19 protein-coding genes are annotated in these 25,649 nt (G+C 64.5%); 6 read left to right on the top strand and 13 right to left on the bottom strand.

Translation table 11 applies throughout. The features are described 5' to 3' along the window. Position 1: 1 nt before the first annotated feature. The 10 genes from BMG00_RS15695 to BMG00_RS15645 all read right to left on the bottom strand — a co-directional run bounded on the left by BMG00_RS15695 (position 2) and on the right by BMG00_RS15645 (position 15,382). Entirely contained in the window at positions 2-1,825 is a 1,824-nt protein-coding gene (locus tag BMG00_RS15695; RefSeq protein ID WP_078574992.1) for a dipeptide ABC transporter ATP-binding protein, read from the bottom strand. Further along, a complete protein-coding gene (locus BMG00_RS15690; RefSeq protein WP_078574991.1) occupies positions 1,822-2,781 on the bottom strand; it encodes an acetamidase/formamidase family protein in 960 nt (319 codons plus the stop codon). The genes BMG00_RS15695 and BMG00_RS15690 overlap by 4 nt, the downstream gene beginning before the upstream one ends. Before the next feature lie 6 nt (positions 2,782-2,787). Beyond that, on the bottom strand, positions 2,788-4,419 hold the full coding sequence (locus BMG00_RS15685; RefSeq protein WP_078575275.1) for an ABC transporter substrate-binding protein: 1,632 nt from the start codon (positions 4,417-4,419) through the stop codon (positions 2,788-2,790). Between the two features lie 83 nt (positions 4,420-4,502). Further along, complete coding sequence (locus BMG00_RS15680) at positions 4,503-5,423, bottom strand: ABC transporter permease (protein WP_078574990.1); 921 nt, start codon at positions 5,421-5,423, stop codon at positions 4,503-4,505. Next, entirely contained in the window at positions 5,423-6,310 is an 888-nt protein-coding gene (locus BMG00_RS15675) for an ABC transporter permease (protein ID WP_078530729.1), read from the bottom strand. The genes BMG00_RS15680 and BMG00_RS15675 overlap by 1 nt, the downstream gene beginning before the upstream one ends. Next, positions 6,288-6,896 (bottom strand): ANTAR domain-containing response regulator, encoded by a 609-nt coding sequence (locus BMG00_RS15670; protein WP_078530728.1) that lies wholly within the window; start codon positions 6,894-6,896, stop codon positions 6,288-6,290. Before BMG00_RS15670 ends, BMG00_RS15675 begins: the two co-directional genes overlap by 23 nt. Next, entirely contained in the window at positions 6,893-7,999 is a 1,107-nt protein-coding gene (locus BMG00_RS15665) for a transporter substrate-binding protein (RefSeq protein WP_078574989.1), read from the bottom strand. The genes BMG00_RS15670 and BMG00_RS15665 overlap by 4 nt, the downstream gene beginning before the upstream one ends. Before the next feature lie 528 nt (positions 8,000-8,527). Beyond that, on the bottom strand, positions 8,528-10,750 hold the full coding sequence (locus tag BMG00_RS15660) for a choice-of-anchor F family protein (protein WP_078574988.1): 2,223 nt from the start codon (positions 10,748-10,750) through the stop codon (positions 8,528-8,530). Positions 10,751-12,239: 1,489 nt separating this feature from the next. Next, a complete protein-coding gene (locus tag BMG00_RS15650; RefSeq protein ID WP_078574987.1) occupies positions 12,240-12,866 on the bottom strand; it encodes a hypothetical protein in 627 nt (208 codons plus the stop codon). Positions 12,867-12,913: 47 nt separating this feature from the next. Next, positions 12,914-15,382 (bottom strand): heavy metal translocating P-type ATPase, encoded by a 2,469-nt coding sequence (locus BMG00_RS15645; protein WP_078574986.1) that lies wholly within the window; start codon positions 15,380-15,382, stop codon positions 12,914-12,916. A 184-nt stretch (positions 15,383-15,566) separates the two neighbouring features. Between BMG00_RS15645 and BMG00_RS15640 the strand changes: the two genes are divergently transcribed. From BMG00_RS15640 to BMG00_RS15620, 5 genes are all read left to right on the top strand, one after another. Then, positions 15,567-15,962 (top strand): MerR family DNA-binding protein, encoded by a 396-nt coding sequence (locus BMG00_RS15640; RefSeq protein ID WP_078530723.1) that lies wholly within the window; start codon positions 15,567-15,569, stop codon positions 15,960-15,962. 50 nt (positions 15,963-16,012) lie between these two features. Further along, positions 16,013-16,345, top strand: a complete 333-nt coding sequence (locus tag BMG00_RS15635) for a hypothetical protein (protein WP_078574985.1) — start codon at positions 16,013-16,015, stop codon at positions 16,343-16,345. A gap of 91 nt (positions 16,346-16,436) precedes the next feature. After that, complete coding sequence (locus BMG00_RS15630) at positions 16,437-16,871, top strand: c-type cytochrome (RefSeq protein ID WP_078575274.1); 435 nt, start codon at positions 16,437-16,439, stop codon at positions 16,869-16,871. Between the two features lies 1 nt (position 16,872). Next, the gene (locus BMG00_RS15625; protein WP_078574984.1) at positions 16,873-18,237 is read left to right on the top strand and encodes a multicopper oxidase family protein; all 1,365 of its coding nucleotides are present in this window, start codon (positions 16,873-16,875) and stop codon (positions 18,235-18,237) included. Then, the gene (locus tag BMG00_RS15620) at positions 18,237-18,671 is read left to right on the top strand and encodes a c-type cytochrome (protein WP_078574983.1); all 435 of its coding nucleotides are present in this window, start codon (positions 18,237-18,239) and stop codon (positions 18,669-18,671) included. Before BMG00_RS15625 ends, BMG00_RS15620 begins: the two co-directional genes overlap by 1 nt. A 182-nt stretch (positions 18,672-18,853) precedes the next feature. On the opposite strand, the gene BMG00_RS15615 is transcribed toward BMG00_RS15620, so the two are convergent. The 3 genes from BMG00_RS15615 to capB all read right to left on the bottom strand — a co-directional run bounded on the left by BMG00_RS15615 (position 18,854) and on the right by capB (position 24,237). Further along, positions 18,854-20,200, bottom strand: coding sequence for a purine-cytosine permease family protein (locus BMG00_RS15615; protein ID WP_078574982.1), 1,347 nt, complete (start codon positions 20,198-20,200; stop codon positions 18,854-18,856). Between the two features lie 84 nt (positions 20,201-20,284). After that, on the bottom strand, positions 20,285-22,411 hold the full coding sequence (capA, locus tag BMG00_RS15610; protein WP_078574981.1) for a caprolactamase subunit alpha: 2,127 nt from the start codon (positions 22,409-22,411) through the stop codon (positions 20,285-20,287). 77 nt (positions 22,412-22,488) lie between these two features. Beyond that, positions 22,489-24,237, bottom strand: coding sequence for a caprolactamase subunit beta (gene capB, locus BMG00_RS15605; RefSeq protein WP_078574980.1), 1,749 nt, complete (start codon positions 24,235-24,237; stop codon positions 22,489-22,491). A gap of 133 nt (positions 24,238-24,370) precedes the next feature. Here capB and BMG00_RS15600 point away from each other — a divergent pair, with 133 nt between their 5' ends. Continuing rightward, positions 24,371-25,513 (top strand): AraC-like ligand-binding domain-containing protein, encoded by a 1,143-nt coding sequence (locus BMG00_RS15600; protein WP_245795060.1) that lies wholly within the window; start codon positions 24,371-24,373, stop codon positions 25,511-25,513. Positions 25,514-25,649 lie beyond the last annotated feature (136 nt).

Below are 25,649 nucleotides of genomic sequence, written 5' to 3'. Positions count from 1 at the left end.
TTCAATGGGCGATGCTGCCAGGAGCCGTCGCCTCGACATTGGGATCCGCCACGAGATGGCCGTTCCCGATGTTGCGCAAGGCCAGACGTTGCGGTTGCTCTCCGAACTTGTAGACCGGGCTTGGCACCTCGCCGGACAGGCGCGGTGTAGGGGCGCGAACCCTGTCGGGATCGGGGATCGGTACGGCTGCCATCAGGCGCTTGGTATAGGGATGCTGCGGCGCGCCGAAAATCTGCGCCCGCGTCCCCATCTCGACGATCTGGCCCATATACATCACCGCGATCCGGTCCGAGATATTCTCGACCACGGCCATGTCATGGCTGATGAACAGGTAAGCGATGCCAAACTCGCGTTTCAGGGCGTCGAGCAGTTCCAGCACCCGCGCCTGAACCGAAACGTCAAGCGCCGAGACACTTTCATCCGCGACGATCAGCTTGGGTTGCAGCGCCAGCGCACGCGCGATGCAGATCCGCTGACGCTGACCGCCCGAGAACTCGTGCGGATAGCGGTCGAGCTGATCGCGGGTGAGCCCCACCCGCTCGAAGAGGCCCGCGACCTTCTCGCGCTGCTCCTCGGGCGTGCCGATGCCGTGAATGACCAAAGGCTCGGCCACGAGATCACCCACCCGCATCCGCGGGTCGAGCGCGGCCATCGGGTCCTGGAACACGATCTGCACGTCGCGCCGCATCTCTTTCATCTTCGCGCCGCTCAAGCCGCCCATCGTATGGCCCGCGACCTCGATCCGGCCCTGATGGGGCACGAGCCCCGTGAGCGCCTTCGCGATCGTGGACTTCCCGCAGCCGCTTTCGCCGACGAGCGAGAAGGTCTCGCCCTCCATGATGTCGAAACTGACGCCCTCGACCGCGTGGACCCGGTGCGTCACCTGCGAGAGGATCCCGCCACGAATGTCGAACCGCACCTGCACGTCACGCAGCTTCGCGACCGGTTTTGCCTGTGGATCGGCCACGGGCGCGCCGCTGCCGTCGCCCATGCGCGGTACCGCTGCCAGCAAATCCTGCGTGTAAGCCTCGCGCGGGGCAGTGAAAATTTGCGCAACCTTGCCCGTCTCGACGGCCTGCCCCTGTTTCATCACGATCACCCGCTCGGCCATCTCGGCCACGACGCCCATGTCATGGGTGATCAGGATGATCGCGGTGCCCATCTCCGCTTGCAGATCGCGCAGCAGGTCGAGCACCTCGCGCTGCACCGTCACGTCAAGCGCGGTCGTGGGCTCATCCGCGATCAGCACGTCGGGGCGCAGCGCGAGCGCCATCGCGATCATCACGCGCTGACGCATCCCGCCCGAAAGCTCGTGAGGATACTGGCCCATCCGTCGTTCGGGTTCGGAGATCCGCACGCGGCGCAGCGCCTCGAGCGCGCGGGCGCGGGCCTCGCGTTTTGAGACCGGCTCATGGGCGCGGATCGCCTCGGCCAGTTGCAGGCCGATGGTCAGAACCGGGTTGAGCGAGGTCATGGGCTCCTGAAAGATCATTGCGATGCGATTGCCGCGAATGGCGCGCATCCGGCTCTCGGGCAGGCGCGTGAGATCTTCGTCGTGGAACCGGATCGCCCCGGCGCTGACGCGCAGCGCGGGCGGCGGCAACAGCCCCATGATCGCCAGAGAGGTCAGCGACTTGCCCGACCCGCTCTCGCCCGCGATCGCGATGGTTTCCCCGCGCGCGAGCGTGAAGCTGAGGTCGCGCACCAGCGGTCGTTCGCGCCCTTCCGAGCGCACCGAGATCGTGAGCCCGTCGACCGACAGCACCGGCTGGGACGCCTCCGGGGCCATATCGGCCCCGGCGTTTATTTCTTTCACTTCGATCATTCGAACACGTTTCTCGGGAAATAGAAGCTGACGACCCAGTTCGGCATGTCCACGATCTCGGAGATCCGCAGATCGCCGCAGGTCGAGACCAGCATATAGGCATCGACCGCCGACATGCCGCGCGTCTTGCACAGCAGGTCGATCATGCCGGAAACCGCATCGCGCGCGCCCGACATCAGATCCGGGCCGATGCCCGTGGTGACCTCGTAGCCCGCCGTATCGAGATGGCGCGTGACCGGCCCCGGCGTGGTGAAGCGAGGGAATTTCAGCGTCTCGTTCTTGATCAGATCGAAGCTGAGCACGCAGTTCATCGGGCTCTCGATCGCGGTGCCGCAAACCTCGCCATCGCCCTGCGCGGCATGGGTGTCGCCTACGGAGAACAACGCGCCCTCGACCTCGACCGGAAGGTAGAGCGTGGTGCCCGCCGCCAGATCGCGGATATCGAGATTGCCGCCGACGCGGCGCGGCGGGACGATGGAATGCAGACCCGCCTCGGCAGGGGCTACGCCGATCGTGCCGCAGAAGGGCTTGAGCGCGACCTTGCCCTCGGAGCCCCAGAGCGCCTTGTCGGGCGAGGTGGCATCGTATTTCCAGATGTTCAGCGCCGGATCTTCAAACTGATCCGCCAGCAGACCGAAGCCGGGGATATTCGCGGTCCAGCCCCAGGCCGAGCCCTCCTGCTCGCGCGGGGTAAAGCTGTCGATGGTGACTTTCAGAACATCGCCGGGCTGCGCGCCTTCGACATAGATCGGCCCGGAAACCGGATTGATCTTGCCGAAATCGAGCGTCTTCACATCTTCCACCGTCGAGGACGGCCCGAGCTGTCCGGCCGAGCTGTCGTGGCAATGGAACTCGATGGTCGATCCGGGAGCGACCGTCTCGGCCGGGACAAGCGAGTTGTCCCAGCCGAAATGGTGCTGTGCGCCGTGGATCGTGTAATCACAGGCTTTGCACATGCGCGTTTACTCCGTCACGTAGACGTAATCGTAGTTCACCGGGATCGAAACCGGATCGACATAGAGCGCATCGGCGCCGCCCATGCGGGTCGACTTCATCGTGTAGCGGTTCTCGTTGAACACCGGGACCCAGGGCGCGTCTTCCATGACCTTCATGTAGACGTCCGACCATTTCTGCAGGCGCTCGTCCTGCTTGGCCGGATCGGTGATCGAGTCCGCCTCGGTGGCCATCGCGTCGAGATCCTTGTTGCAATACCACGACCAGTTCCAGCCGCCCTCGACCGCACCGGCGCAGCCCAGGATCGGGCCGTAGAAGTTCGACGGATCGGGGAAATCCGCGATCCAGGCCATGCCGCCCGACCAGATCATCGGCGCGGTCTTCGGCGTGCCGCCCGCCTCGATCACGTTGGCCTGCGCCAGCGCCTTGATATCGGCCTTCACGCCGATCGCCGCCAGATCCTGCTGGATCGCCTGCGCGATGCGCGGGTTGGGATCGGTGTTCATCACGTAAAGCTCGGTCTCGAACCCGTCAGGCAGACCGGCCTCGGCAAGCATCTCCTTGGCCTTCGCGGGGTCGAAGGGGTAGCCCGCGTAATCCTTGGTGTAGCCCGGCATCGAGGGCGGCAGCGGCTGGGTCGCGGGGGTCGCGCGGCCGTTGATCATCTGCACGATGCGATCCTTGTTGATCGCCATGTTGATCGCCTGACGCACCTCGACCTTGTCGAAGGGCGCCATCTCGACGTTGAGCGTGATGTAGCCGGTATGCAGCTGGCCACCCACGACGACCTGCTTGGCCTCGTCGGGATTGCCCATCACCTCGTTGAACTTCGCGGGCGGAATGCCGTCGCCGGGCACGTCCACCTCACCCTTCTGCAGACGCAGGAGCGCCACGATCGGTTCCTGGCCGACCTCGAAGGTGATGCTGTCGAGGTACGGCACGCCCGGACGCCAGTAATCGGCGTTCTTTTCAAAGACGAGCTTCTGCCCGATGGTCCAGTCGGCAAGCTTGAACGCGCCGGTGCCCACGGGATGCTTGCCGAAATCGGCGCCGTATTCGTCCACCGCTTCCTTCGGCACGACCGAGGCGAAGTTCAGCGCCATCACGTGCAGGAAGGTCGCGTCGGGGCGCGAGAGCTCGATCTTGACGGTATAGGGATCGACCACGGTAACGCCTTCGAGGCTGGTGGCCGAGCCATCCGCCATCGCGTCATAGCCCTTGATCGAGCCGAAGAAGCCCGCGCCGGGCGACTGGGTGGCCGGGGTGGTCACGCGGTCGAGCGAGTATTTCACGTCCTCGGCGGTCATCTCGCGGCCGTTGTGGAACTTCACGCCCTCGCGCAGCTTGAAGGTGAAGGTCGTGCCATCCTCGGAAATCTCGTAGCTCTCGGCGAGGCCGGGGCGCAGTTCGGTGGTGCCGGGGACGTAATCCATCAGCCCGTCGAAGACCGATTTGATCATCGACCAGTTCTGCCAGTCATAGCCGATTGCCGGGTCGAGGGTGGCCACATCGTCCTTGTAGGTGACGATGATATTGCCACCGGACTTGGCGTTCGGGTCGGGCTGGTAGTCCTGCGCCGAGGCGAGGCTCGCAAGGCCAAGCGAGAGCGACAGCGCGCTGGTGGCAAGGATGTTTTTCATCAGGCTCATTTTGAGTTTTCTCTCCGTCTGTTGAATTTTTCTTTTCGTTTGCTCCCCGGTTGGCCCAGGGTATCTGGTTGCGATCAGCGCAGCTTGATGCGCGGGTCGATGAAGGGGGTGATCAGATCGGCGAGCAGGTTGCCCAGAACGATCGCGCAGGCCGAGACCAGCGTGACGCCCATGATGATCGGGATGTCGACGCGCTGGATCGCCTGCCACGCCAGTTGCCCGATGCCCGGCCAGCCGAAGACGCTTTCCACCACGACGATGCCCGACATGAAGATGCCGATATCGATCCCGATCATCGCGATGATCGGCAGGATGGCGTTGGGCATCGCGTGCAGCGCCAGCACGCGGGCGCGGCGCAGCCCCTTGGCGCGCGCGGTGCGGATATAGTCCGAGCGCAGCACGTCGATCATCGAGGAGCGCATCATCCGGCTATACCAGCCCGAGCCCATGATCCCGAGCGTGAGCGCGGGCAGGACAAGGTTCGAGAAGCTGCCGTAGCCGCCGATCGGGAACCAGCTCAGCTTGACCGCGAAGACATAGAGCAGCAGCAGGCCGACCACGAATTGCGGCGCCGAGACCGCGACGAAAGAGGTGATCATCAGCGACTGATCGAGCGCGCCCCCGCGCCGGATCGCAGCCACGATGCCCAGTGTGAGCCCCATGACCAGCTCGGCCACGATCGCGCCCAGCATCAGCAAAAGCGTCGCGGGCAGACGCGCGGTGATCAGCGTGGCCACTTCCGTCTTCTGCAGGTAGCTGCGGCCCATGTCGCCCTGGAAGAGCCCCGTCAGGTAGCGCCAGTATTGCGCCACGAAGGGCTGATCGAGGCCAAGCTGATGCCGGATATTGGCCACCGTCTCGGGCGTGGCGGAACGGCCCGCGATCTGGCGCACCGGGTCGGCCGGCAGCACGAAGAGCAGGAAGAAGGTGATGAAGGACACGCCCAGCAGGATCAGGGCGGCCTGGATCAGGCGACGGATCAGATAGGCCAGCATCACTCACGCCCTCTTTGCGTCGGGTCGAGCACGTCGCGCAGCGCGTCGCCCACGAGGTTGAAGGACAGCGCCAGAGCCAGGATCGCGGCGCCCGGAATGAAGACGAGCCACGGGGCCGCCTGGAAATAGGTCTGGTTCTCGAAGATGATGTTGCCCCAGCTCGGCGTCGGGGGCTGAACGCCCACACCAAGATAGCTCAGCGTCGCCTCGAGCAGCACGGTGGTCGAGATGCCCAGCGTGCCCCAGACGATGATCATCGGCACCAGATGCGGCAGGATGTGGCGGAACAGGATGCGCGCGGTCCCTGCCCCCAGCGTCTTCTCGGCGGCGACGAATTCCCGCTCGGCCAGCGCCGAGGTCTCGGTATAGACCACCCGCGCCGTCTGCACCCAGTTCACCAGCGCGATCACCATCGCGACGATCCACAGCGAAGGCGTGAAGATCGCGGCAAGGCAGATCGCCAGCAAGAGCGCCGGAAACGCCATCATCAGATCGGTGAAGCGCATCAGCACCGCGCCGATCCAGCCGCGGAAATAACCCGCCGTGACTCCGATCAGCGTGCCGATGATCAGCGCCAGCCCGTTCGCCACGACCCCGATGATCAGCGAGGTCCGCGCGCCATAAAGGATGCGCGAGAACAGGTCGCGCCCGAGCAGGTCGGTGCCCAGCCAGAACTTCTCGCCCGGCGGCATCGGTGCGCCTTCCAGCGTCAGCCCGTCGAACATCTGTTCCTGCGGAGCGAAGGGCGCGATCCAGGGTGCGAAAATCGCCCCGAGCGTCACGATCGCGATGATCGCCATCCCCAGGATCGCGAGCTTGCGCCGCAGCAGACGGCGCAACGCGCTTTGCGGGCGGGTCGGCCCCTCAGCCAAGGTCGCGTCGGTCATCGGAGCCCCCCTGCTCTTCGTGGTTGGCGACGATGCGGCGCGCGGCATCCTCGAAACTGACGCGCCAGGCCATCGCCATCTGACGCAGCTGGTCATAGGCCTCGGCTTCGGTCTTGCCGCGCGCGGCCAGAAGCGTGACGGCGCGCACGACCGTCTGGCGTTCATCGAGCCTGCGGCGCAGATCCGCGATCTCGGCCGAGAGCGACTGGCGCGCCTCGAACGCGAGCCGCGCGATCAGCAGCGCCGAGTAGACCCCGCCATCGCCCACCGGCTTGAGAAGCTGCGCATGCGCCCCCGCCTCGAGCGACCATTCGATCCGCCCCGGTGCTTCCGAGCCGATCAGTGCGATCATCGGCATCGGGCTCTGACCCGGTTTCCACGGGAATTGCTCGTCATAGCCCTGATCGGCATCGAAGAAGATGAAATCGCCCGAGAGCGCCTCGGCAGGCAGTTCGGGCCAGCAATGAACGACCGTCAGGCCGATCGCGCGCAATTGCCGGTCAAGCGCCTGCAAGGTCGGGTGCGGGCGATGCAGGATATAGGCGTGTGCGCCGCCGAGGTTCGGGATGCGGATCTTGCGCTTCATGACACCACCTTCAGACGCGGCGCCCCGGGTGCGACCGCTTCGCGGCCATGCGCGAGATAAGGATCGCCGGCCACCGGCGCGAAGCTCTCGCGAACCTTGAAAGCGCCGTTCTCGACCTGCGCGATCAGCACGGGCAGAGCGGTGTGGTGGGTCGCAAGATCGATGCCCTCGCTGCCTGCGGGCGCCTCGGCCAGAAGCTGCGCGAGGCTTTGCTCGGGTGCGCCTTCATGGCCAGAAAGCAATCGGGCCAGACGATAGACCGAGGACCAGGCGGCCGCCTCGTGCGAGGAGCCGAAATTCCGGTTCACGGCGTCGGGCCAGCCCGTAGCCCCCCGGAAATAGGGCCCCGCCGCGACCAGCCCCTCGGCCGCCGCCGGATGGATCGCCGGCACTTCGCATTCGGTGAGATTGCACGACAGGATCGGGCAGGTCTCGGGGCGGAAATGCGGGTCTTCCTGACCGAGGCGGTGATAGGCTTCGAGGAAGGCGTATTGCGACGGACCGATCAGGTTGTTGAGCACGAAATCGGGGCGCGTGGCGCGGATCTCGTCGATCATCCGGTCGATCTCGAGCGAGCCGAGCGGCAGATAGCGTTCGCCCAGAACCTCCCCTCCCGCCGTCGAGATCACATCGCGTGCAAGCCGGTTCATCTCCCAGCCCCAGATATAGTTCGACCCGGTCAGGAAGCCCCGGCGCCCGAGCCGCGCGAAGGCCCAGCCCAGCAGCGGCAGCAGGTGCTGGTTCGGGCAGGCATGGGTGTAGACGATGTGATCGGAAGCCTCGAACCCCTCATAGGGCACGGCATACCAGAGCGTCCCACCCGCCTTCTCGAGCGTCGGAATGACCTCCTTGCGGCTCCACGAGGTCACACAGCCGATCACGTGCCGGGCACTGCTGTCGCGCAGGATTTCCTCGCAAAGCGGGCCATAGGCGTCGATATTGCCCTGCGGATCGCGCTCGACGGGGATCAGGCTCAAGGGAAAGTCCGCGATGGCGTTGATCTCGGCAATCGCACTCAGCGCCCCTGTCCGGCACGCCTCGGAGATCAACGAATAACTCCCCGAGCGAGAATAGAGCAGGCCAAGTTCGATCCGTTTTTTCATTTTCACTCCGGCAGACATTTCGGGCCCAAAACGCAAAACGCCTCGCTGACGGGCCGCAGATGCGCGGTGTCAAAGCGAGGCGTGATTGCCATTCGGGTCGTTCCGATGTGCTGGAAGAATTGCAGCGCGGGGTGGCGGTCGACAAGAATAAAACTTGCCATCCTTCCGGCTCATGCGCTCAACGACAGTCCATCACGGAATTTTGCACAAATTTTGAGCACAAATCCCGGATCAAAAGCAAAATTCAGTCATGTTGCGACAAGAATCACCGTCACTGAAGGGCGCCGAAGCCACGACACTACCGGCGGGAACAGCGATCCTTTCGAGACTAGCCGTGAAAACCATCTCGTGCGGGCAGAGACGTGACCGCTGGATTTCGCTTTTGCCATTTGCTTTTCGGCGGCCACTCGCGCGAGATCGTGAGGTCCGGTCTTCCCTCACGGCGGATGGCGCGGATCCGGGGTGAGCTATAGCGATGCACCACGGCGCTGAAAAACGCCGTAGTGCCATTCGGTTTCGTGCGTTGGCTCAGAACTTCGCGTTGAACGAGAACTGCACCGCGTGGTTTTCGTAGTCGCTCGAGAACGAACCCGAGATCCCGGCATGAAGACTGGAAACGAACTTTCCGGTCTGGCCAAGCGGCACGTCGATCCCGAGATCGGCGCTCACCCAGTTCATGTCGAAACCATCGGCCGGACTTGCGCTGGACGGCAGGCCGACGAAAGCCACCTGCACCAGTTCGTCGTCTCCGCTGACCTTGTTGTATTTGATCGTTCCGGACAGGGTCGGTGCCTGCGGGCCGGAGGAAAGCGCGTATTCGCCGCGCATCCCGGCGGAGGCGACAACCACATTCCCGGATTGATCCCCGACAGACAGATTCCAGGCGCCGGCTCCGGTTTCGTCGAAACCGTCAACCGACAGGTGGTACATTTCGAGCGACCCCGTCGGCCCGAAGCGGAACCGGTTCTTCCCGAACATGTATTCCGCATCGAGCGCCGCGAAGACCTGATGGCCGCTCGTGCTCGCCTTGGCGGTCTCGCCCATGACGTTGCGCTTCATGTCGTAGGAGAGGTCCTGATAGCCCAGCACGAACTGTGCGGCCCCCCCCGTCCCGAAGGCCGCGCGCGCGAAGCCGCCGATGAAGCCGCCGGAGCCGTCGATGCTTCCGCGATCCTGGTTCGCGTCAGAGGTCCCGCTCGCATAGCCACCGAAGAGGCCGACCGAGAAGAGAGAGCCGACATGCTTTTCTGCACCGAACATGAGGTAGTAGGCGTTGACGTCATACCCGATCGCATTGACCGTGCGATCATAGCTGGCTTGCTGCGCGCCGGTGGAGACGAAGGCATAGGTATTGTCCCCAATCTTCCAGGTCGTGGGCCCGCCCATCGTGGAGATCGTGACCGATCCATTCTGCGATTGTGCCACCGGCTTGCCGATCCCGTTCGTGATGCTTTGCCCGAACTCGAAGCCGACAGCCTTGAACGCGGGCAGGAAACTGAAGCCCGTGGTTTCAAGCAACTCGTTTTGCGCCACCGGATCCTCGACCGCCAGGATATCAGCGATCGCGGTCTGGTAGGTGCCCGCATTCCCGATATCGAGATAGGGAATGTTGGCCGCGGAATCGAGGCGACCGGCCGTCGTGAACTGATAGGGCGTCAGGGTTTCCGCAACGATCGGGGCGAAGATGGGCGTGAGGCGCATGGTCACGCTGTTGCCCGCCACATCTCCGAGATCGATCATGTAGTTCAGGTTCAGGTTCCGCAGGTCCTCGATCACGTCTTCCGCGAAGAGACCGTTGGCCTGCATCGCCGCGACGATATCGGCAGGCACCGTGTCACCGCCCGAGGTATAGCCGAGATCGGCCACCGAAACGCCAAGCGTGTCGGCCAGCGCCTGAAGCTTGTCGGTCAGATATTGGTCGCCGCTGACGCCCAGGTTCCCATACTGCCATTGATCCGTGCTCACGTTGTACCAGGCCACGAGCAGGTCTTCATCCGAGGCGACCGGCGTGCCCGTCGCGTCCCAGAAGAAAGCCTGGGGCAGCATGCTGTCGTCGATCAGCGAATTGCCGAAATAGGTTCCAAGAACGGAATTCGACAGGTTGGTCGCATCCAGCGTGATGAGCGAATTCGTGATCGTCATCTCGGCCGAGCTGCTGTCGAAGAAACCGACACCCGCGCCTTCCTGCCCCCCATCGCCGAAGAGGCCATCGGGGAGGTTGAACTTCGGATTGTAATCGGCGTCAAAGAGCGCCGCGGTCGACGGATCGTTCGGGTCAAACGCCGTGAAACTGTCCCCCGTCCCCGTCCCGAGTGCCACCTCGAATCCCAGGATACGGGCTCCCGTGAGGTTCGAGGTCTTGCCGTAGGTGTAGTATTCCGTGATGCCGTTGCTTGCCTGCGTCGAGAGCAGGATCTCCAACGGGGTCGGTCCGGTGAGCCGCGTCTTGACCCGCTTGCCCGAGCCCGAAGGGGCGGTGCAAATGAAATCCGGCGTGTTGGCCATCAGGCAGTTGGTAATGCCACTGGGATTTGAGGTGTTCGGAAAATCGGCATTCACCTCGCCCGTGACCGCCTTGAGACCGGGGGGCTCAACCCCTTCCGCTGGATCAGCAAAGATATAGCCGTCACCGGTGACGCTGATGACAGGAGCATCGTCGAATGTTCCGGCCCAGGCCGCCTGCCCCATGCACAGCACCAATGTGGCAGGCGCGACGGTTCGTTTCAGGTTTGCAAGAAGTGTCGTAGGCATTGTGTCCCCCTATGCCCCAAAATTGATCGACAAAACGAACTCAACGTTCAAAAAAAGATCTTCACTCAATCTTTAGCGGCGACACGCCCAAGCGTTTGCCACGGTGCTTTTCTTCAGAAGTTTCGTTCGCGCGGTTTGTAGAGGCGATCTGACGCGCCCCGCGCCGAGCTTCATTGATTTCTGTCAATTACTTGCACGTCGTCCCCTGCGCTGTTGCAGGAACGCTGCGCGACCGAGCGGCTTTCAAACCGCCACGACAACCTTTCCCAAGCATTCGCCGCGAAGACGTTTCATCCCCGGGTGCGGCCCGCCGGCTCCGGGCCGTGCCGTGCCGCGAATCCGAGCGTCATGCCAAAGCAGACAGTTGCGATCGCGCGCGAGGGCAGCGTTCGGTCGGCGCCGCTCATCGCAGTCCTTCGAATGGAGGACGAGACGCGCAGGTCAAAGACCATCGCAATCCATTTCAACTGTTACTCAACCAAGATCTCGCAAAAAACTTCCATGCCTCATTTTCGACACAATTGCGCGCAAGGCTACCACTCAGGGTTGAGTCCCTGTTCGCTCGGAAGAGGCTCGCATGGTCATCGCATATATTACTATCGGTATGGTGGTCGGTTTTTCTGTGACATTGGCAGCAATACTCGCGGGCGCCCCGATATGGCTTGCGATACTCATCTACAGCGTTTCGGGATCGCTCGGGACTTTGTGCGCCGCGATGGTGCTCTACGCGGTGGCGTCCCTGCGCCCTCGCCTGTCCCATCGCGTCTCTCAGCTTGTCCCGAATTTTCGATAGGCTATCGCGCGCGATCTTGACCAAAATGCGGTCCGCGCTGTCGCGCCATCGCGGCTATCGGTGACCCGCTTTCACCCCTCAAGCGGTTCTATCGAGCACCTCCGATAAGGCAAGGCCTTCGTGAAGCGGCAAGGCAGCCGGACCGCATCGGCAGGTTGCACCCCGATCTACAGTCCCGGAACCGAGCGAACCAATTGCGTCACGCTCTGGTGTGACCTCGCAAGAGGCGCGCAATGCGCTCATCGCTCGCCCACGCCATTCAGGCTCGTAATCGACCGCAAGGCCGACCAGCCCACGCACATCGCAATCACGGTGCAAATACGCAGATCAGCTCGGCGATTGAGAGACGCGCAGCCGATGATCGGCCCGGTCGGCATTCGGCCCGACCGATTTCTCGAACGCCTCCCCTTGGCGAAGCGGCAATATGTCTGCCTGGCGCGGGAGTGTGCGCGCCCCGCCGTTCTCGCGCTCGCTCCCCATTTTCAAACGTCGCACCAAGGGCGCCAATCTACAAAAGACGGGGATTGCGCGAGCCATTTCGGCTCGCCTCAGGCGCGAGGCGCTCTAAAACGCTGTGTCCCATCCAAATGTCGAGTTTGTGAAAGCGCGCGTGATCCCGGAAAGTTCGGCATCTGAACAATCAGGTCTGCCCTCACGCCGACCCGACGCGGCAATTCATCGGCGCTCCTCAAGGCCTCAATGACCGTGCATCGCGTCGCCCGTCGCAATCGCCAGATGGTGCGCCTGATGATGCGCGCCGACCGTCAACACACCGATGAACCCGAGCGCGCGGATCTTCTGCGCATCCGCCCCGGTCACGGTCAGGGCGCTGCCGCCGGGGATTTCCTCGGCGCTCATGGTCCAGCCTTCGACCCCGTTCATCGTCGCGACATGGGCGCGCACCATTGCACGGATCGAGGCAGTGACCGCTGGATCGTCGGAGGTTGCCTCGAAGCGCGCGCCGCCGGGACTGTCGCGCTCGGCGACCCGTGCGTGCAGGGTGACGTTGTCCATGTCGATCAGATGCTGGCGCAGGGCCTCGATATCGACGCGTCCCCAGTCCGTCTCGGGATCGGCGAGCAGATGCGCCACGATCTCCTGTATCGCCGCGAAGGCGGATTGACCCGGTTCGGTGATGGCATCCCCGGCGCCTCCGGGTTGGGTTTCGCTCATCATCGCCTCGTGGCCCACCATATCCGTGCCATGCATCATCGCATGATCGCCCGACATCATGTCGTGACCGTCCATGGTCTGCGCATGGGAGATGGCGGGGGCGAGAACCGGGGCCGCAATCAGCGCGGCGATAGCAAGATGGCGTTTCATGTGATCTCCAGGCTTTTGGTTCAGCCTAGCATCTCGACGAGCGCGCGTCACAGCTTCAGCCTCCGCAACCGCAAGGCGTTCCCGATCACCGAGACCGAGGAAAAGCTCATTGCAAGCGCCGCGATCACCGGCGAGAGCAGCACACCGAAGACGGGGTAAAGCACGCCCGCCGCAATCGGCACGCCCGCCGAGTTATAGGCGAAGGCGAAGAACAGGTTCTGGCGTATGTTGCGCATCACCCCTTCGGCCAGGCGACGGGCGCGCACGATCCCGGTCAGGTCGCCCTTGACCAGCGTTAGCCCCGCGCTTTCCACCGCCACATCGGCACCGGTGCCCATGGCGATCCCGACATCGGCGGCAGCCAGCGCGGGGGCGTCGTTCACCCCGTCGCCCGCCATCGCGACCGAGGCGCCGCCCTTGCGCAGTGTTTCGACCAGTGCGGCCTTGTCCTCGGGCGAGACCCCGGCATGGACCTCGTCGATGCCCAGCTCGCGTGCGACGGCCCGCGCGGTTGCCTCGCTGTCGCCGGTGGCCATGACGATGCGCAACCCCTCGGCATGAAGCGCGCGGATCGCCTCTTGCGTCGTTTCCTTGATCCGGTCGGCCACCGCGATCACGCCGATCACCGCCCCGTCGCGGGCGAGATACATCGCCGTTTTGCCGTCCGATTGCAGGCGCTCGACCGTCTCGGACTGACGCGCGACATCCGCACCGATCTGCGCCATAAGGGCGGCGTTGCCGAGCGCGATCTGCGCGCCGTCCACGCGCCCCGTGACGCCTTTGCCGATCACCGCCTCGAAGCCATCCACGTCGCGCTTCGGCGCATCCTCCGCGCCTTGCACGATGGCCTCGGCCAGCGGGTGCTCCGAGCCGCGCTCCAGCGCGGCGGCGAGCGACTTGACCTCTTCCTCCGAGGCCTCGTCCGCGATCACATCGGTCAGCGCGGGCTTGCCCTCGGTCAAAGTGCCGGTCTTGTCGACGATCAGCGTGTCGACCTTGGCGAACCGCTCCAGCGCCTCGGCGTCGCGGATCAGCACGCCCGCGCTCGCGCCCCGTCCGGTACCGACCATCACCGACATCGGCGTGGCGAGGCCCAAGGCGCAGGGACAGGCGATGATCAGGACGGAGACCGCGGCGACCGTCGCATAGCCCAGCGCCGGCGGCGGCCCGAAGGCCAGCCATGCGAGGAAGGCGAGCAGCGCGCAGATCACCACGGCAGGCACGAAGTAAAGCGACACCCGGTCTGCCAGCCCCTGGATCGGCGCGCGCGAGCGCTGTGCCTTGCCGACCATCTCGACGATGCGCGACAGTGTGGTTTCCGCGCCCACCGCCTGTGCCTCCATCACGAAACTGCCCTGCTTGTTCAGCGTGCCACCGGTGACCGCATCGCCTTGGGATTTCTCGACCGGTACCGGCTCGCCGGTGATCATGCTCTCGTCGATGGACGAAGAGCCCTCAGACACCACGCCATCCACCGGCACTGTCTCGCCCGGGCGCACGCGCAGCTTGTCGCCGGTCTGCACGAGGTCGAGCGGCACATCCTCGTCGCCGGTCTCGCCCACCCGGCGCGCGGTCTTCGGCGCGAGATCCATCAGCGCGCGGATCGCATCGCCGGTTCTCTCGCGCGCCGTCAGCTCCATGATCTGGCCGACCAGCACCAGCACGAGGATCACGGCCGAAGCCTCGAAATAGACCGGCGGCAGGCCGTGCGCGTTCAGCATCTCGGCCGGGAAGACGCCCGGCACCAGCAGACCCGCGAGCGAGAACAGGTAAGCCGCAAGCGTGCCGAGCGCGATCAGCGTCCACATGTTGGGTGAGACGTTGACCACCGATTTCCACCCCCGCACGAAGAAGGGCCGCGCGAACCACAGCACCGGCGTCGCCAGCGCGAATTGCAGCCAGAGGAAGGCTTTCGGCCCGACCCACTCGGCGAAGGGCAGCCCGATATGCGCGCCCATCTCGAGCACGAAGACCGCCGCCGCGAGCGGCCCCATGATCTTCAGCCTGCGCCGGAAATCGACCAGCTCGGGGTTCGGGCCCGCATCGGCCGTGGGGCTCATCGGCTCCAGCGCCATGCCGCATTTGGGGCAATCACCGGGCTTGTCTTCGATGATCTCGGGGTGCATCGGGCAGGTATATTGCGTGCCCTCGGGCATCGGCTTCGCCACAGGACGGACGCCCAGATAATCCTCGGGCCGCGCTTCGAACTTGTGCTGGCACCCGGCGGAGCAGAAATAGAACCGCTCGTCGTCGAGCTTGCCCATATGCTTCGCCGTGGCGCGCTCGACCGACATGCCGCAAACCGGATCGGTCGCCTTGATGTAGGCGTCAGGCTTGGCCACGAACTTGTCGTGACAACCCTGTGAGCAGAAGTGGTAACGATGCCCGTCATGGTCATGGCTGGGCTTGTCGGCATTCGGGTCCACGGTCATCCCGCAGACCGGGTCGCGCGTGATCGTGTCGGGGGCGTCATGGGCCGCGTTACGGGCCGTGCCATGGGCGTGGTGCGATGTCATCCGGTCATCCTTTCGGTAACGTCGCCCGATCAGATAGGGCCTCCAGCCGCTGGAGGGTCAAGCGTTGGGCCGATATTTTCTTTAACCTGACTCCACGCCGGGCTGTTCCCGCGACGCTCACGCAAGCGTGACTTTTGCCTCCCGTGGCTGGAGGGTTTATCTTGCGCACAGGAGGCAAGCGCAGATGAATATCGGAACCGCCGCGACGCAGACCGGGCTGCCGGTCAAGACCATTCGCTATTACGAGGAGATCGGCCTCGTCACGCCGGATCGGCGCGCGAACGGCTATCGCGATTTCTCCGATACCTGCGTGGAGCAATTGCGGCTTCTGGCGCAGGCGCGGCACCTCGGCTTCTCGCTCGAGGAATGCCGCCGCCTGCTTGCCCTCAGCGCCGATGAGGGGCGGGCGAGCCGCGACGTGCGGGCGCTGGCGCAGCAAAACCTCGAAGCCGTGCGCGAGAAGATCGCGTCGCTGACCGCGCTCGAGACCCAGCTCGAAGGGCTGATCGCGCAATGTCATGGCGATGATGATCCCGATTGCGCGATCCTCGACGACCTGATGGGGCTGCGCGGGAATTGACAGCCGCGCGCGCACCCACCAGATAGAAGAGAGCGAAAAACGGGAGAGCCATGCGCAAGGCGCTGCATATCTTCATGACCGGGCTGGTCCTGCTGATCGGACTTTCGCAGCTGAGCGCGCCCGCTGCCGCGATGGCCCATGCCCGCGCGATGGATGCGGATGTGATGAGCGATTGCGCGGCCTGCCCCGACAGCCATCACGATGCAGGCCCGATGCAGGACCAGTCCTGTCCCCATGCGCAGATGATGGTCTCGGCCACGCTCGATCACGCGCCGGAATTCTCCCTGAGCCGTGCCGACCTCTCGCTATCGCTTCGGCCCGCGAATACGCCCGCGCCATTGGCGCACGAGCCGCAGCTCGATCTGCCACCACCCCGTATCTGATTGATCGCACCGTCGCAGGCCCCGCCCAAGTGGCGTCGGGGCCCGTCTGTCGCACCCGCGAGCCGGGCGCATGATCAAACTGGATACGATAATGAAACGCTATATTCTTTCCGCCGCCGTCGTCGCGGCGCTCGCTGCGGGCGGATGGCTCGCGATGCGTCCTGACACCCTGGACACCGCCGAGGCCGCAACGCCTGCCCAGGGCGATCCACTCGTCTCGATCTCCCTGCCGGGTGCGCTTTCGGCACAGGCACAGATGGGCAAGCGCGCCTTCGACGCGACCTGTGCGACCTGTCACGGCGCGAATGCCACCGGCAAGATGGGGTTCGGCCCGCCCCTCGTTCACAAGATCTACGAGCCGTCGCATCATGGCGACATGGCCTTCCTCGCCGCCGTTCAGGCGGGCGTGCGCGCCCATCACTGGTCATTCGGGAACATGCCGCCGCAGGAAGGTCTCACGCGCTCTGACGTTGCCAATATCGTGGCTTACGTGCGCGAATTGCAGCGCGCCAACGGGATCAACTGAGATGCAGAGCTTCCAACCGACCCGCCGCGCCGTTCTTGCCGGGATGGGCGCGAGCGCGCTTACGGCCCGCGCGGGCTTTGCCGAGACCGTGCCGATCCCGCTCACCGCGCAGCGCGCGATGGCGCAGATCGCCCCCGAAGGTTACCCGCAAACCGAGGTCTGGTCCTATGACGGCACTCTGCCGGGGCCGGAGCTGCGCCTTGCGCAAGACACGCGCCTGCAGCGGCGTTTCGTCAATCAGCTCGACGTGCCCAGTACGGTGCATTGGCACGGCATCCGCATCGACAACGCGATGGATGGCGTGGCGGGGCTGACGCAGGACGCCGTGCCGCCCGGCGCGAGCTTCGATTACGACTTCCTCGTGCCGGATGCGGGCACCTATTGGTATCACGCGCATACGAACTCGATGGAGCAGGTCGCGCGCGGGTTGTCGGGCGCGTTGGTCGTCGAGGAACGGCACGCGCCGGATGTCGATCGCGACGAGGTGCTGATGCTCGACGATTGGCTGCTCGATCCCGAGACGGCGCAGATCGCACCGGATTTCAACCATCCGATGGATCTCAGCCATGGCGGGCGGTTCGGCAACCTGATCGGGACGAACGGGCACTATGCCCTGACCCTCACCGCGAAACGTAACGAGCGCTTGCGGCTGCGCCTGATCAACGCCGCGAACGCGCGGATCTTCGTGCTGCGTCTGGCGGGTCTGTCGGGCTGGCAGGTAGCGCTGGACGGGATGCCGCTGCCCGCGCCGGAGCCTGTTCCGCAAGAGCTCGTGCTTGCGCCCGCGCAACGTGTCGACCTGATCGTCGATGTCATCGCTGAGGATGCCGCGATCGAACAGCTCGGCAATGACCAGGAATGGCACCGGCAGGTCGGGCTCGAGATTTCCGGCCAAGCCAGCAGAACACGCCGCGCGGCGCCCGCTTCGCTCCCAGCGAACCCGAATATGGACGCGCCCGTTCTCGCACAGGCACGCGCGCTCGAGATGAAGATCGAGGGCGGCGCGATGGGCCGGATGCCGATGAGCCGGATGCGCGGGATGATGCAGGACGGCAAGTTCTGGACCCTCGGCGGTCAGGCCGGTCCCGCCGCCGCCCCCTTCGCGCGGCTCTCGCAGGGCGAGCCGGTGCGGTTGCGGATGATCAATGACACGGCTTTCCCGCACGCGATGCACCTGCACGGGATGCATTTCCGCGAGGTGCTGGCGGAGGGGCAGCTTGGTCCCATGCGCGACACGTTTCTGACCGATGCCGGGGCGAGTCACGAGATCGCCTTCACCGCCGAAAATCCCGGCAAATGGCTGCTGCACTGCCATATGCTGGCCCATGCGGCGGCGGGGATGACGTCCTGGATCGAGGTGGCGTGATGAACCGGAAATTACTCTGCGGTGCTCTGATCGCTCTCACTGCTGGCCTTTTACAGGCATCTGCCAACCCTCTCGACGGTCGCGACATCGCGCGCGGCGAGAGGCTTTACGCTGAGAATTGCGCGAGTTGCCACGGCGCCGATCTCGAAGGTCAGCCCGACTGGCGCGAGCCGGGACCAGATGGGGTCCTGCCCGCACCGCCGCATGACGGAACCGGCCATACCTGGCACCACGATACGGCCCTGCTCTTCGACTATGTGAAACAAGGGGGCGCGGCCGCTCTGGCCGCACGCGGGGTCAGCGACTTTGCAAGCGGCATGCCCGGATTTGGCGGAACGCTCGATGATGCGGAGATCCTCGATATCCTTGGATATATCCGCTCGACTTGGCCAGAGCGGATGCAGGCGGTGCAAGCGGCGCGCGACGGGAATTAGAACGTGCAGCCGCATCTCGGCGCGGCGTGTGTTGCCGTGACGGACCGGGGCGCGCACAGGTGCGCCCCGCTCTTTTTTGAAAAGGCCCGATGGCCGCAATGTCTCGCTCCCCTCCCCCTGCACGATCTGTCGGGCATGGGGACAAGCAAGAGCGCTGCGGCCCTTGGGACGCGGCGTTGATGTCAGGCGTTACCGATCGGGGTCCGAATGCGAAAACGGGGACAAAGGATACGATAGGTAACGGCGGCGACAACGAAGGTCGCAGGCGCCGAGAACGAGGCCAAGCTGCCGCCGAGGACGTGCAGGACAAGTCCAATCCCGGCACCCAAAAGCCAAGCGCCCATGCCTGCCCCGTTCACGTTGGGCGTCTCGGCGAGGCCGGAATGCGCACCATCATAGCTGGCGTCGTTCTTCCCTTCGCTCAGGATATGGGTCAGCGCGACCGCCACCCATGCGACGACGAAGATCCCCTGCCACGCCAGAGCCTGAAGGATATAGGCAAAGACATCGGCCATCATGAGCAGATAGACCGCCACGCCGACAACGCAGGCCCAGAGGAAGCGCGGCAGATGCAGCCGGAAGGTGGTTTCCGCAAAGCTCTCCATGTTGACCGCTGCGAGGTAATAATTTGCCGTGTTGATCCGGGTCTGCGAAATCCAGACGAACACGAGCCCCGCAAGCCCCATGAGCTTGATCAGCGCGAGAACCACCGAAACCTCGGTCACCCCGCCCTCGGTGGGCAGGCTCGCGGCGAGGAAGATGCCCGCGAGCCCGTTCAACAGGAAAGCAACCGCATAGAACGGCGCGCCGAAGTTGAAGGTGGCGTGATAGGTGATGTCCTCTTCGCGGCCGAAACGCGCATAGTCATAGGTGTACATCATCAGCACCCAGACCCCCATATAGGCGACGAAACAGTGCCTCCAGCCGGAGGCGGTGGCGCCGTTCTCGGGGCCAAGCTCGAGCCAGGCGCTCGAATAGCCGTATTCCGCGATCGCGAGGCCGATCGCGGCAAACAGACCGATCAGATAGAACGGCAGAAGGACGCCGTTGAACTTGTCGAGCCAGTTCTGGATCGAGCCGAAGATCAGCGCGACCGAATAGACGACCACGATCGCTGCCGCGAGCGGATAGGACAGCCCGGCGTAATCCTGAAGCGCGAGCGCGATTACCGAGCCCTCGAAGACGGCGTAATAGATCGCCGTGGCGAAGAAGATCAGCGTGGCGACCGCCGCCCCCGAACGCCCCAAGAGGATGCGCGAGAACAGCGACACGCTCAATCCGGTGCGGATCGCGTGACGCGACAGGACCGCGTTGACCGCGCCATAGGCGATCACCGACAGCACAAGCCCGATGATCGCGTTGCGCGAGCCATAGGCCAGCGCCAGCGAGGCCGCGACGACGAGATAGAACATCGCCGAGCAGACCGACCACCACGCCATCGTCAGGGGCAATCGCCCCATCCTCTGATCATGCGGGACGGGACGGTCGGAGAATTCGAGATCTTCCGTAGTTTCCATGGTTCCAGCCATTTTTGTCTCCCTGTTGGTTCTGGACTTTGTTTTCATCTGGAAGTCGTTTGCGCGAGGCCGGTCGGCCCCGCGCGGTCATGCGTTTCAGGCGTCCTCGGTTTGCGCGAGCGCGTCGGCCGCATCCGCGCCAGCCGTGACATGCTGGGTCAGGACATAGACGCCCGTCGCGTCGAGCTCGGCATGCCAGCCGGGTTCGATCACGATCGTCGTCGTGACCTCCTGGATCACCGCCGGACCCGCGATCCGGTCGCCCGCGCCAAGGGCTGCGCCGTCATAGACCGGCGTGTCCTGGCGCGTGCCGTCCGCCGTGAAGATCATCTCGCGCGTGCCGCTGAGCGCCGAATGCGCGCCCTTGCCGGGCGCGATTAGCATCCGCTCGGGCTTGTCCACAGCGCCGGTCAGCGCGCTTTCGACATTCACCACCTCGACCGTGCTGTTGGGCTCGGAATAGGTGTAGAGCTCTTCATGGCGGGCGTGGAACGCGGCCTTGAGCGTTTCGAGCGCAGCCTCGTCGACGGTGAAGGGATCGACATCGACGGTGCATTCATGCACCTGCCCGACATAGCGCATGTCCAGCGCGCGCCGCACACCGATGCGCTCGGGGGTGAAACCGTCTTCCGCCAGATCCGAGCGGCCGCGATCTTCCAGCCCGTTGAAGAGCGCATCCAGCTTTGACGCCGCCTCGGCGCCCTCAAGGCGCACAGGCGCGGGTGCCATGTAGTTGTATTTCACGTCCGAGATGATCTGGCCGAAGGCACAAAGCCCCGAGGCGAGCTTGGAGATCAGGATCTTGCGAATTCCCATCTCGCGCGCCAGCGCCGTGATATGGGCCGAGGTCGCCCCGCCCGCACAGTTCAGCACGAAATCGCGCGGGTCATAGCCACGCTCGACCGAGACGCGCCGGATCGCGTTGACCATGTTGTTGTTGACGATGGTGAACATGCCATAGGCGGCCTTCTCGACGCTGATGCCCAGAGGCTTGGCCAGATGCGTCTCGATCGCGCTGCGCGCCTTCTCGACATTCAGCGGCAGCCGCCCGCCGACGAGCCCATCGGGATTGAGATAGCCCAGCACGAGGTTCGCATCTGTCGTGGTGGGCCGGTCGCCACCCTGGTCGTAGCAGGCCGGACCGGGTTCCGAGCCCGCCGATTGCGGCCCCATCTGCATCAGCCCCATCGAGTCGATCCAGCCGATCGACCCGCCGCCCGCGCCCAGCGTTTCCACCTGGATCATCGGAATCCCGATCCGGTAGCGCAGGAAGTCGATGTTCTTCGACACATTCGCCCGCCCGTAATGGGTCAGCGTGATGTCGAAGGAGGTGCCGCCCATGTCGACGGTGATGATGTCCTTCATGTTCCACGGCGCACCGAGGTAAAGCGCCGCCTGCGGTGCCGAGGCCGGGCCGGAATTGATCGCATAGACCGACTGGTCCGAGACCACGCGGCCCAGCGCGAGCCCGCCGTTCGACTGGAAGTAGCGCACCGGCGCGCGGGCCCCGAGCGACTGGAAGTAGCCGTCGACCCTCTCGACATAGTTCGACAGGATCGGCGCGAGATAGGCGTTGACGATCGCGGTCGAGGTGCGGGTGTATTCGCGCACCTGCGGATAGAGCTGGCTGCCGACCGTCAACCGGATACCGGGCATCATCTCGCGCACGATTGCAGCCGCGCGCGCCTCATGTTCGGGGTGCAGCACCGACCAGACGAAGGAAATCGCGACCGACTCGACGCCTTCGGCTATGAAATGGCGGCAGGCCTCGCGCACGTCCTCTTCGTTCAGAGGCGTGTGGACGGCGCCCGTCGACAGGACGCGCTCGTGCACGCCGCGGCGCAGGTAGCGCGGCACCAGCATCGTCGCGGGCGGATAATCGGGGTCGTAGCGGTAGCCGTCTTCCTTGTGGCCAAGACGGATCTCGATGCTGTCCTCATGCCCCTTGGTGGCGATCAGCCCGGTGCGCGCGCCCTTGTGCTGGATCAGTGCGTTGAGACCGACGGTCGTGCCGTTGATGCACAGATCGGCGTTCGAGACGATCTCGCGCGGCGAGATGCCGGTCTCTTCCTCGATCAGCGCGAGGCCGTTGCGGATGGCAAGCGTCGGGTCCTGCGGCGTCGAGAGCGCCTTGAAGATCCGCACGCCGCCGCTGCGGTCTGCAAGAATGAAATCGGTAAACGTGCCGCCGGCATCGATGCCAAGACGATATTGGTTCTGCATGGGTCTGTCCTGCGAATGAAGGGATAAGGGGCCCGACCACGAGGGCCGGGCAGTTGGCGGCCAAGGGCCGCGGGGGATCAGGCCGAGCGCAGCGCGCGCGTCGCCTCGGCATCGACGGCAAGCGTCTCGCGGTCGGAGATGACGACGCCATAATCGAGCCGCGCGCCTTCGAGGCTGACGAGGCCGTTGCGCACGTCTTCGACCACGCGCGAGACGTCGCGCTCGAAGGGGTGGCCATAGCCGCCCCCGCCGGGGTTCATGTTGGCGGCACGCTCGCCGGGGCGGATCGTCTCGATCACGTTGTCGGTGATGATCTGGGTCGCGCCATTGCGCGTCACCTCGAGCCGACCGACCTTCGGCTGAACCAGCGCAGAGTGCGCACCCGAGGCCCCCATCGCCGGGATCCGCCGCCCCTCGCCGAAGGTGATCAGCGTCATCGGCGTTTCGAGCGGCTCGACCTCCCAGCGGGTGCCCGAGCCGCCGCGATTGCGTCCGGCACCGCCCGAATCCTCCATCAGCCCGTATTCATGGATGATGATCGGATAGCTGTGCTCCAGCATCTCGATATCGCCCGAATGCAGCGCCCCGAAACAGCATTCGGGCCCGCAGGCGTGCCAGCCGTCCTGCGTCGCCGTGGCGCCCGCGCCCGAGATGATCGAGGCAAGCACCATGGTGACGTATTCTTCTTCGTGACGCTTGTCCCAGCCCGCGATGTTGCAGCCGTTCGCATGGCCCCAGCTGGCCGCGACCTTGGCCGGCGCCGCCTGTTCGAAGGCCAGACGCACCGCATCGGTCAACGTCTCCATCGGGGTCGTCGTGCAGTTCATGTGCGGCGCGGGGCTTTGCGCATTGCACAGCGTGCCCTTGGGGCCCATGTCCGTCGTCACGCAGCGATAGAGCCCCTCGTTATAGGGCGGCGGGAGCTGCGCGAACATCATCAGCCCGAGATAGACGCCCGAATGGCTGTTGCCCTCGTAGGAATTGATGAAATAGGGCACCTGCGGCGGCGAGGAGATCGCGATGTGGCAGCCGTCGCCCGCGATCGTCAGCGTCGCGGTGATCTCGAAGTCACCCAAGCCGTGGCCTGCATCCTCAAGAATGGCCGTGCCCGTATAGGTTCCGTCAGGCACGTCCGAGATCAGCTTGCGCATATGCACTTCGGCCATGTCCAGAAGCTCGGCGATGCAATCCTGAACGACGTTCTTGCCGTATTTGTCCATCAGGTTCTTCAGGTTACGCGCGCCGACCTGACACGCTCCGATCAGCGCGTTGAAATCGCCCTCCTGGTCGCGGCGGGCGCGCATGTTGGTCAGGATCATGTTCATCACGTCACGCCGCGGCGTGCCCCGATCCCACAGCTTGACCGGCGGGATCCGCAGGCCTTCGGCGAAGATCTCGGTCGCATTGGGGTTGTAGCCCGCGGGCACCGGACCACCCACGTCGGTCAGGTGGCCCTTGCAAACCGTCCAGAATACCAGCTCGCCCTCGTAGAAGACCGGGTAATACATGCAAGTGTCGATGATATGCGATCCGCCATAGGCCGGATCGTTGTGCAAGATCAGGTCGCCCTCGTGAATGTCCCCTTCGAAGAAATCCGCCACCGACTTCATCGCCGGTATCAGCGAGCCGAGGTGAATCGGGATGTCCTGCCCCTGCAGGATCATCTCGGGCGTGTGGTCGAACAGCGCTGTCGAATAGTCATGCGCCAGATTGAAGACGGAGCTGCGTGCCGTCTGCTCGAGCGCGAGCGTCATCTCGCGCTGCGTGGTTTCCAGAACACCGCGCACCACGGAGAGCGTGATCGGGTCCACCTTGCGTTTCGTCATTCCCTATCGGTCCTTTTTTCAGGGACAGACGGGTCGCAACGACAGGGCCGCCGGGGCGGTTGTTTGATGTCTCCCTGTTCTGCGAGCCGCTGTCCGGCCTCACGTTATAAGGGATGAGCGTGGCCCGAATCCGGTGAGGCGATCTTGCACGGCGGCGTGGAAAAATTTGTTTCCAAGCGCGGAAAATCAGGCGTTTTGCGAATCCGTGCGCCAATATTTGTTACTGAGCGCACCGGGCAGTCCCTTCGTGCGAAAATGTCTTGCTCCATGCGGCGCGCGCCCGCTATCGATTCGAAATGGGCTCAAGGGAGGCACCATGGAGAGTAGCGCCCACAGAACGGACCAGATCGCACCGGAAGCCCGCGCCGCCTACTGGAAGCGAGCGATCGCGGAGACATATTTTCCGCTCAGCCTGACCTTTCGCGACCCTGCCGCCTTCAACGGTCGTCTCAAGTGCCGAGACATCGGCGCGATCTCGCTCTCTCGACTGAACACCGAGGCATTGCTCTATGAACGGCTGGAGCAGCATTTGCGCACGGCCGGGGAAGAGGAATATCTCGTCGCCATTCCCTCCCTCAGCCCCGTCGAGTTTCATCAGCTCGGGCGCGAGGTGCGCTGTGATCCCGGCGGCTTCATCCTGGAGCGCGGCGACGAGCCCTATCGCTTCTCCTACGCCACGACCAACGAACTCTATGTCCTCAAACTGCCGAAGCGGGTGCTGTCGGAGAAATTGCGCAATCCCGACAGTTTTTGCGCCCAGGTCATCGATGCGCGCACGGGAATAGCGCATCTGTTTTCCGAGACCGTTCGGCAACTCGAGAGCCTGCCCTTTGGGGCGGGACGCGAGGCGGCGATCCTCGGGCGGCAATTGGTCGAGCTTTTGGCGCTCGCGCTCGAGCAGGAGACGGGAAACAACGCGCAGGTGCAAAGCGCCGTTCAGGCTGCGCATCTGCGCCGCGCGGAAACGGTGATCCGGGACAATCTCGCGAACCCGGCGCTCGATCCGGAGATGGTCGCCGAGGCCTGTGGCATTTCGAAACGATACTTGCACGAGTTGTTCAACGGCTGGAACACCACCGTCTCGCGCTTCATCAGGGAAGAAAGGCTGATCGCGGCGCGCGACGCGCTACAGGCCGCGCCGCACCTGCCGATCGCGGACGTCGCCTATCGTTTCGGCTTCTCGGATCAGGCGCAGTTTTCCCGCCTGTTTCGTGGCAAGTTTGATCAGACGCCCTCGGCTTTCCGTGCGCAACAACGGGAATGGAGCGCGTCCTGAGCGTTTGCGGGTCTCACGCCACGCTGTGCACCGAGCCGGTCGGCTTGGGACATTCGACCATCTTGCCCCCCCGGTCGATTTCTTCGCCCCCCAAGCGGGTGATGATGGAGCACCTGCCCCGTTTGCTGACCGTCTG

It is taken from the genome of Thioclava marina (genome assembly GCF_002020135.1).
GTDB classification, from domain to species: domain Bacteria; phylum Pseudomonadota; class Alphaproteobacteria; order Rhodobacterales; family Rhodobacteraceae; genus Thioclava; species Thioclava marina.
Note: the sequence above shows the minus strand (reverse complement) of the source record. Positions and strands in the feature narration are given on the sequence as shown.

Coding starts and splice junctions, on each gene's coding strand:
- BMG00_RS15695 (WP_078574992.1), bottom strand. CDS start 1,825: ATGATCGAAGTGAAAGAAATAAACGCCGGGGCCGATATGGCCCCGGAG.
- BMG00_RS15690 (WP_078574991.1), bottom strand. CDS start 2,781: ATGTGCAAAGCCTGTGATTACACGATCCACGGCGCACAGCACCATTTC.
- BMG00_RS15685 (WP_078575275.1), bottom strand. CDS start 4,419: ATGAAAAACATCCTTGCCACCAGCGCGCTGTCGCTCTCGCTTGGCCTT.
- BMG00_RS15680 (WP_078574990.1), bottom strand. CDS start 5,423: ATGCTGGCCTATCTGATCCGTCGCCTGATCCAGGCCGCCCTGATCCTG.
- BMG00_RS15675 (WP_078530729.1), bottom strand. CDS start 6,310: ATGACCGACGCGACCTTGGCTGAGGGGCCGACCCGCCCGCAAAGCGCG.
- BMG00_RS15670 (WP_078530728.1), bottom strand. CDS start 6,896: ATGAAGCGCAAGATCCGCATCCCGAACCTCGGCGGCGCACACGCCTAT.
- BMG00_RS15665 (WP_078574989.1), bottom strand. CDS start 7,999: ATGAAAAAACGGATCGAACTTGGCCTGCTCTATTCTCGCTCGGGGAGT.
- BMG00_RS15660 (WP_078574988.1), bottom strand. CDS start 10,750: ATGCCTACGACACTTCTTGCAAACCTGAAACGAACCGTCGCGCCTGCC.
- BMG00_RS15650 (WP_078574987.1), bottom strand. CDS start 12,866: ATGAAACGCCATCTTGCTATCGCCGCGCTGATTGCGGCCCCGGTTCTC.
- BMG00_RS15645 (WP_078574986.1), bottom strand. CDS start 15,382: ATGACATCGCACCACGCCCATGGCACGGCCCGTAACGCGGCCCATGAC.
- BMG00_RS15640 (WP_078530723.1), top strand. CDS start 15,567: ATGAATATCGGAACCGCCGCGACGCAGACCGGGCTGCCGGTCAAGACC.
- BMG00_RS15635 (WP_078574985.1), top strand. CDS start 16,013: ATGCGCAAGGCGCTGCATATCTTCATGACCGGGCTGGTCCTGCTGATC.
- BMG00_RS15630 (WP_078575274.1), top strand. CDS start 16,437: ATGAAACGCTATATTCTTTCCGCCGCCGTCGTCGCGGCGCTCGCTGCG.
- BMG00_RS15625 (WP_078574984.1), top strand. CDS start 16,873: ATGCAGAGCTTCCAACCGACCCGCCGCGCCGTTCTTGCCGGGATGGGC.
- BMG00_RS15620 (WP_078574983.1), top strand. CDS start 18,237: ATGAACCGGAAATTACTCTGCGGTGCTCTGATCGCTCTCACTGCTGGC.
- BMG00_RS15615 (WP_078574982.1), bottom strand. CDS start 20,200: ATGGCTGGAACCATGGAAACTACGGAAGATCTCGAATTCTCCGACCGT.
- capA (WP_078574981.1), bottom strand. CDS start 22,411: ATGCAGAACCAATATCGTCTTGGCATCGATGCCGGCGGCACGTTTACC.
- capB (WP_078574980.1), bottom strand. CDS start 24,237: ATGACGAAACGCAAGGTGGACCCGATCACGCTCTCCGTGGTGCGCGGT.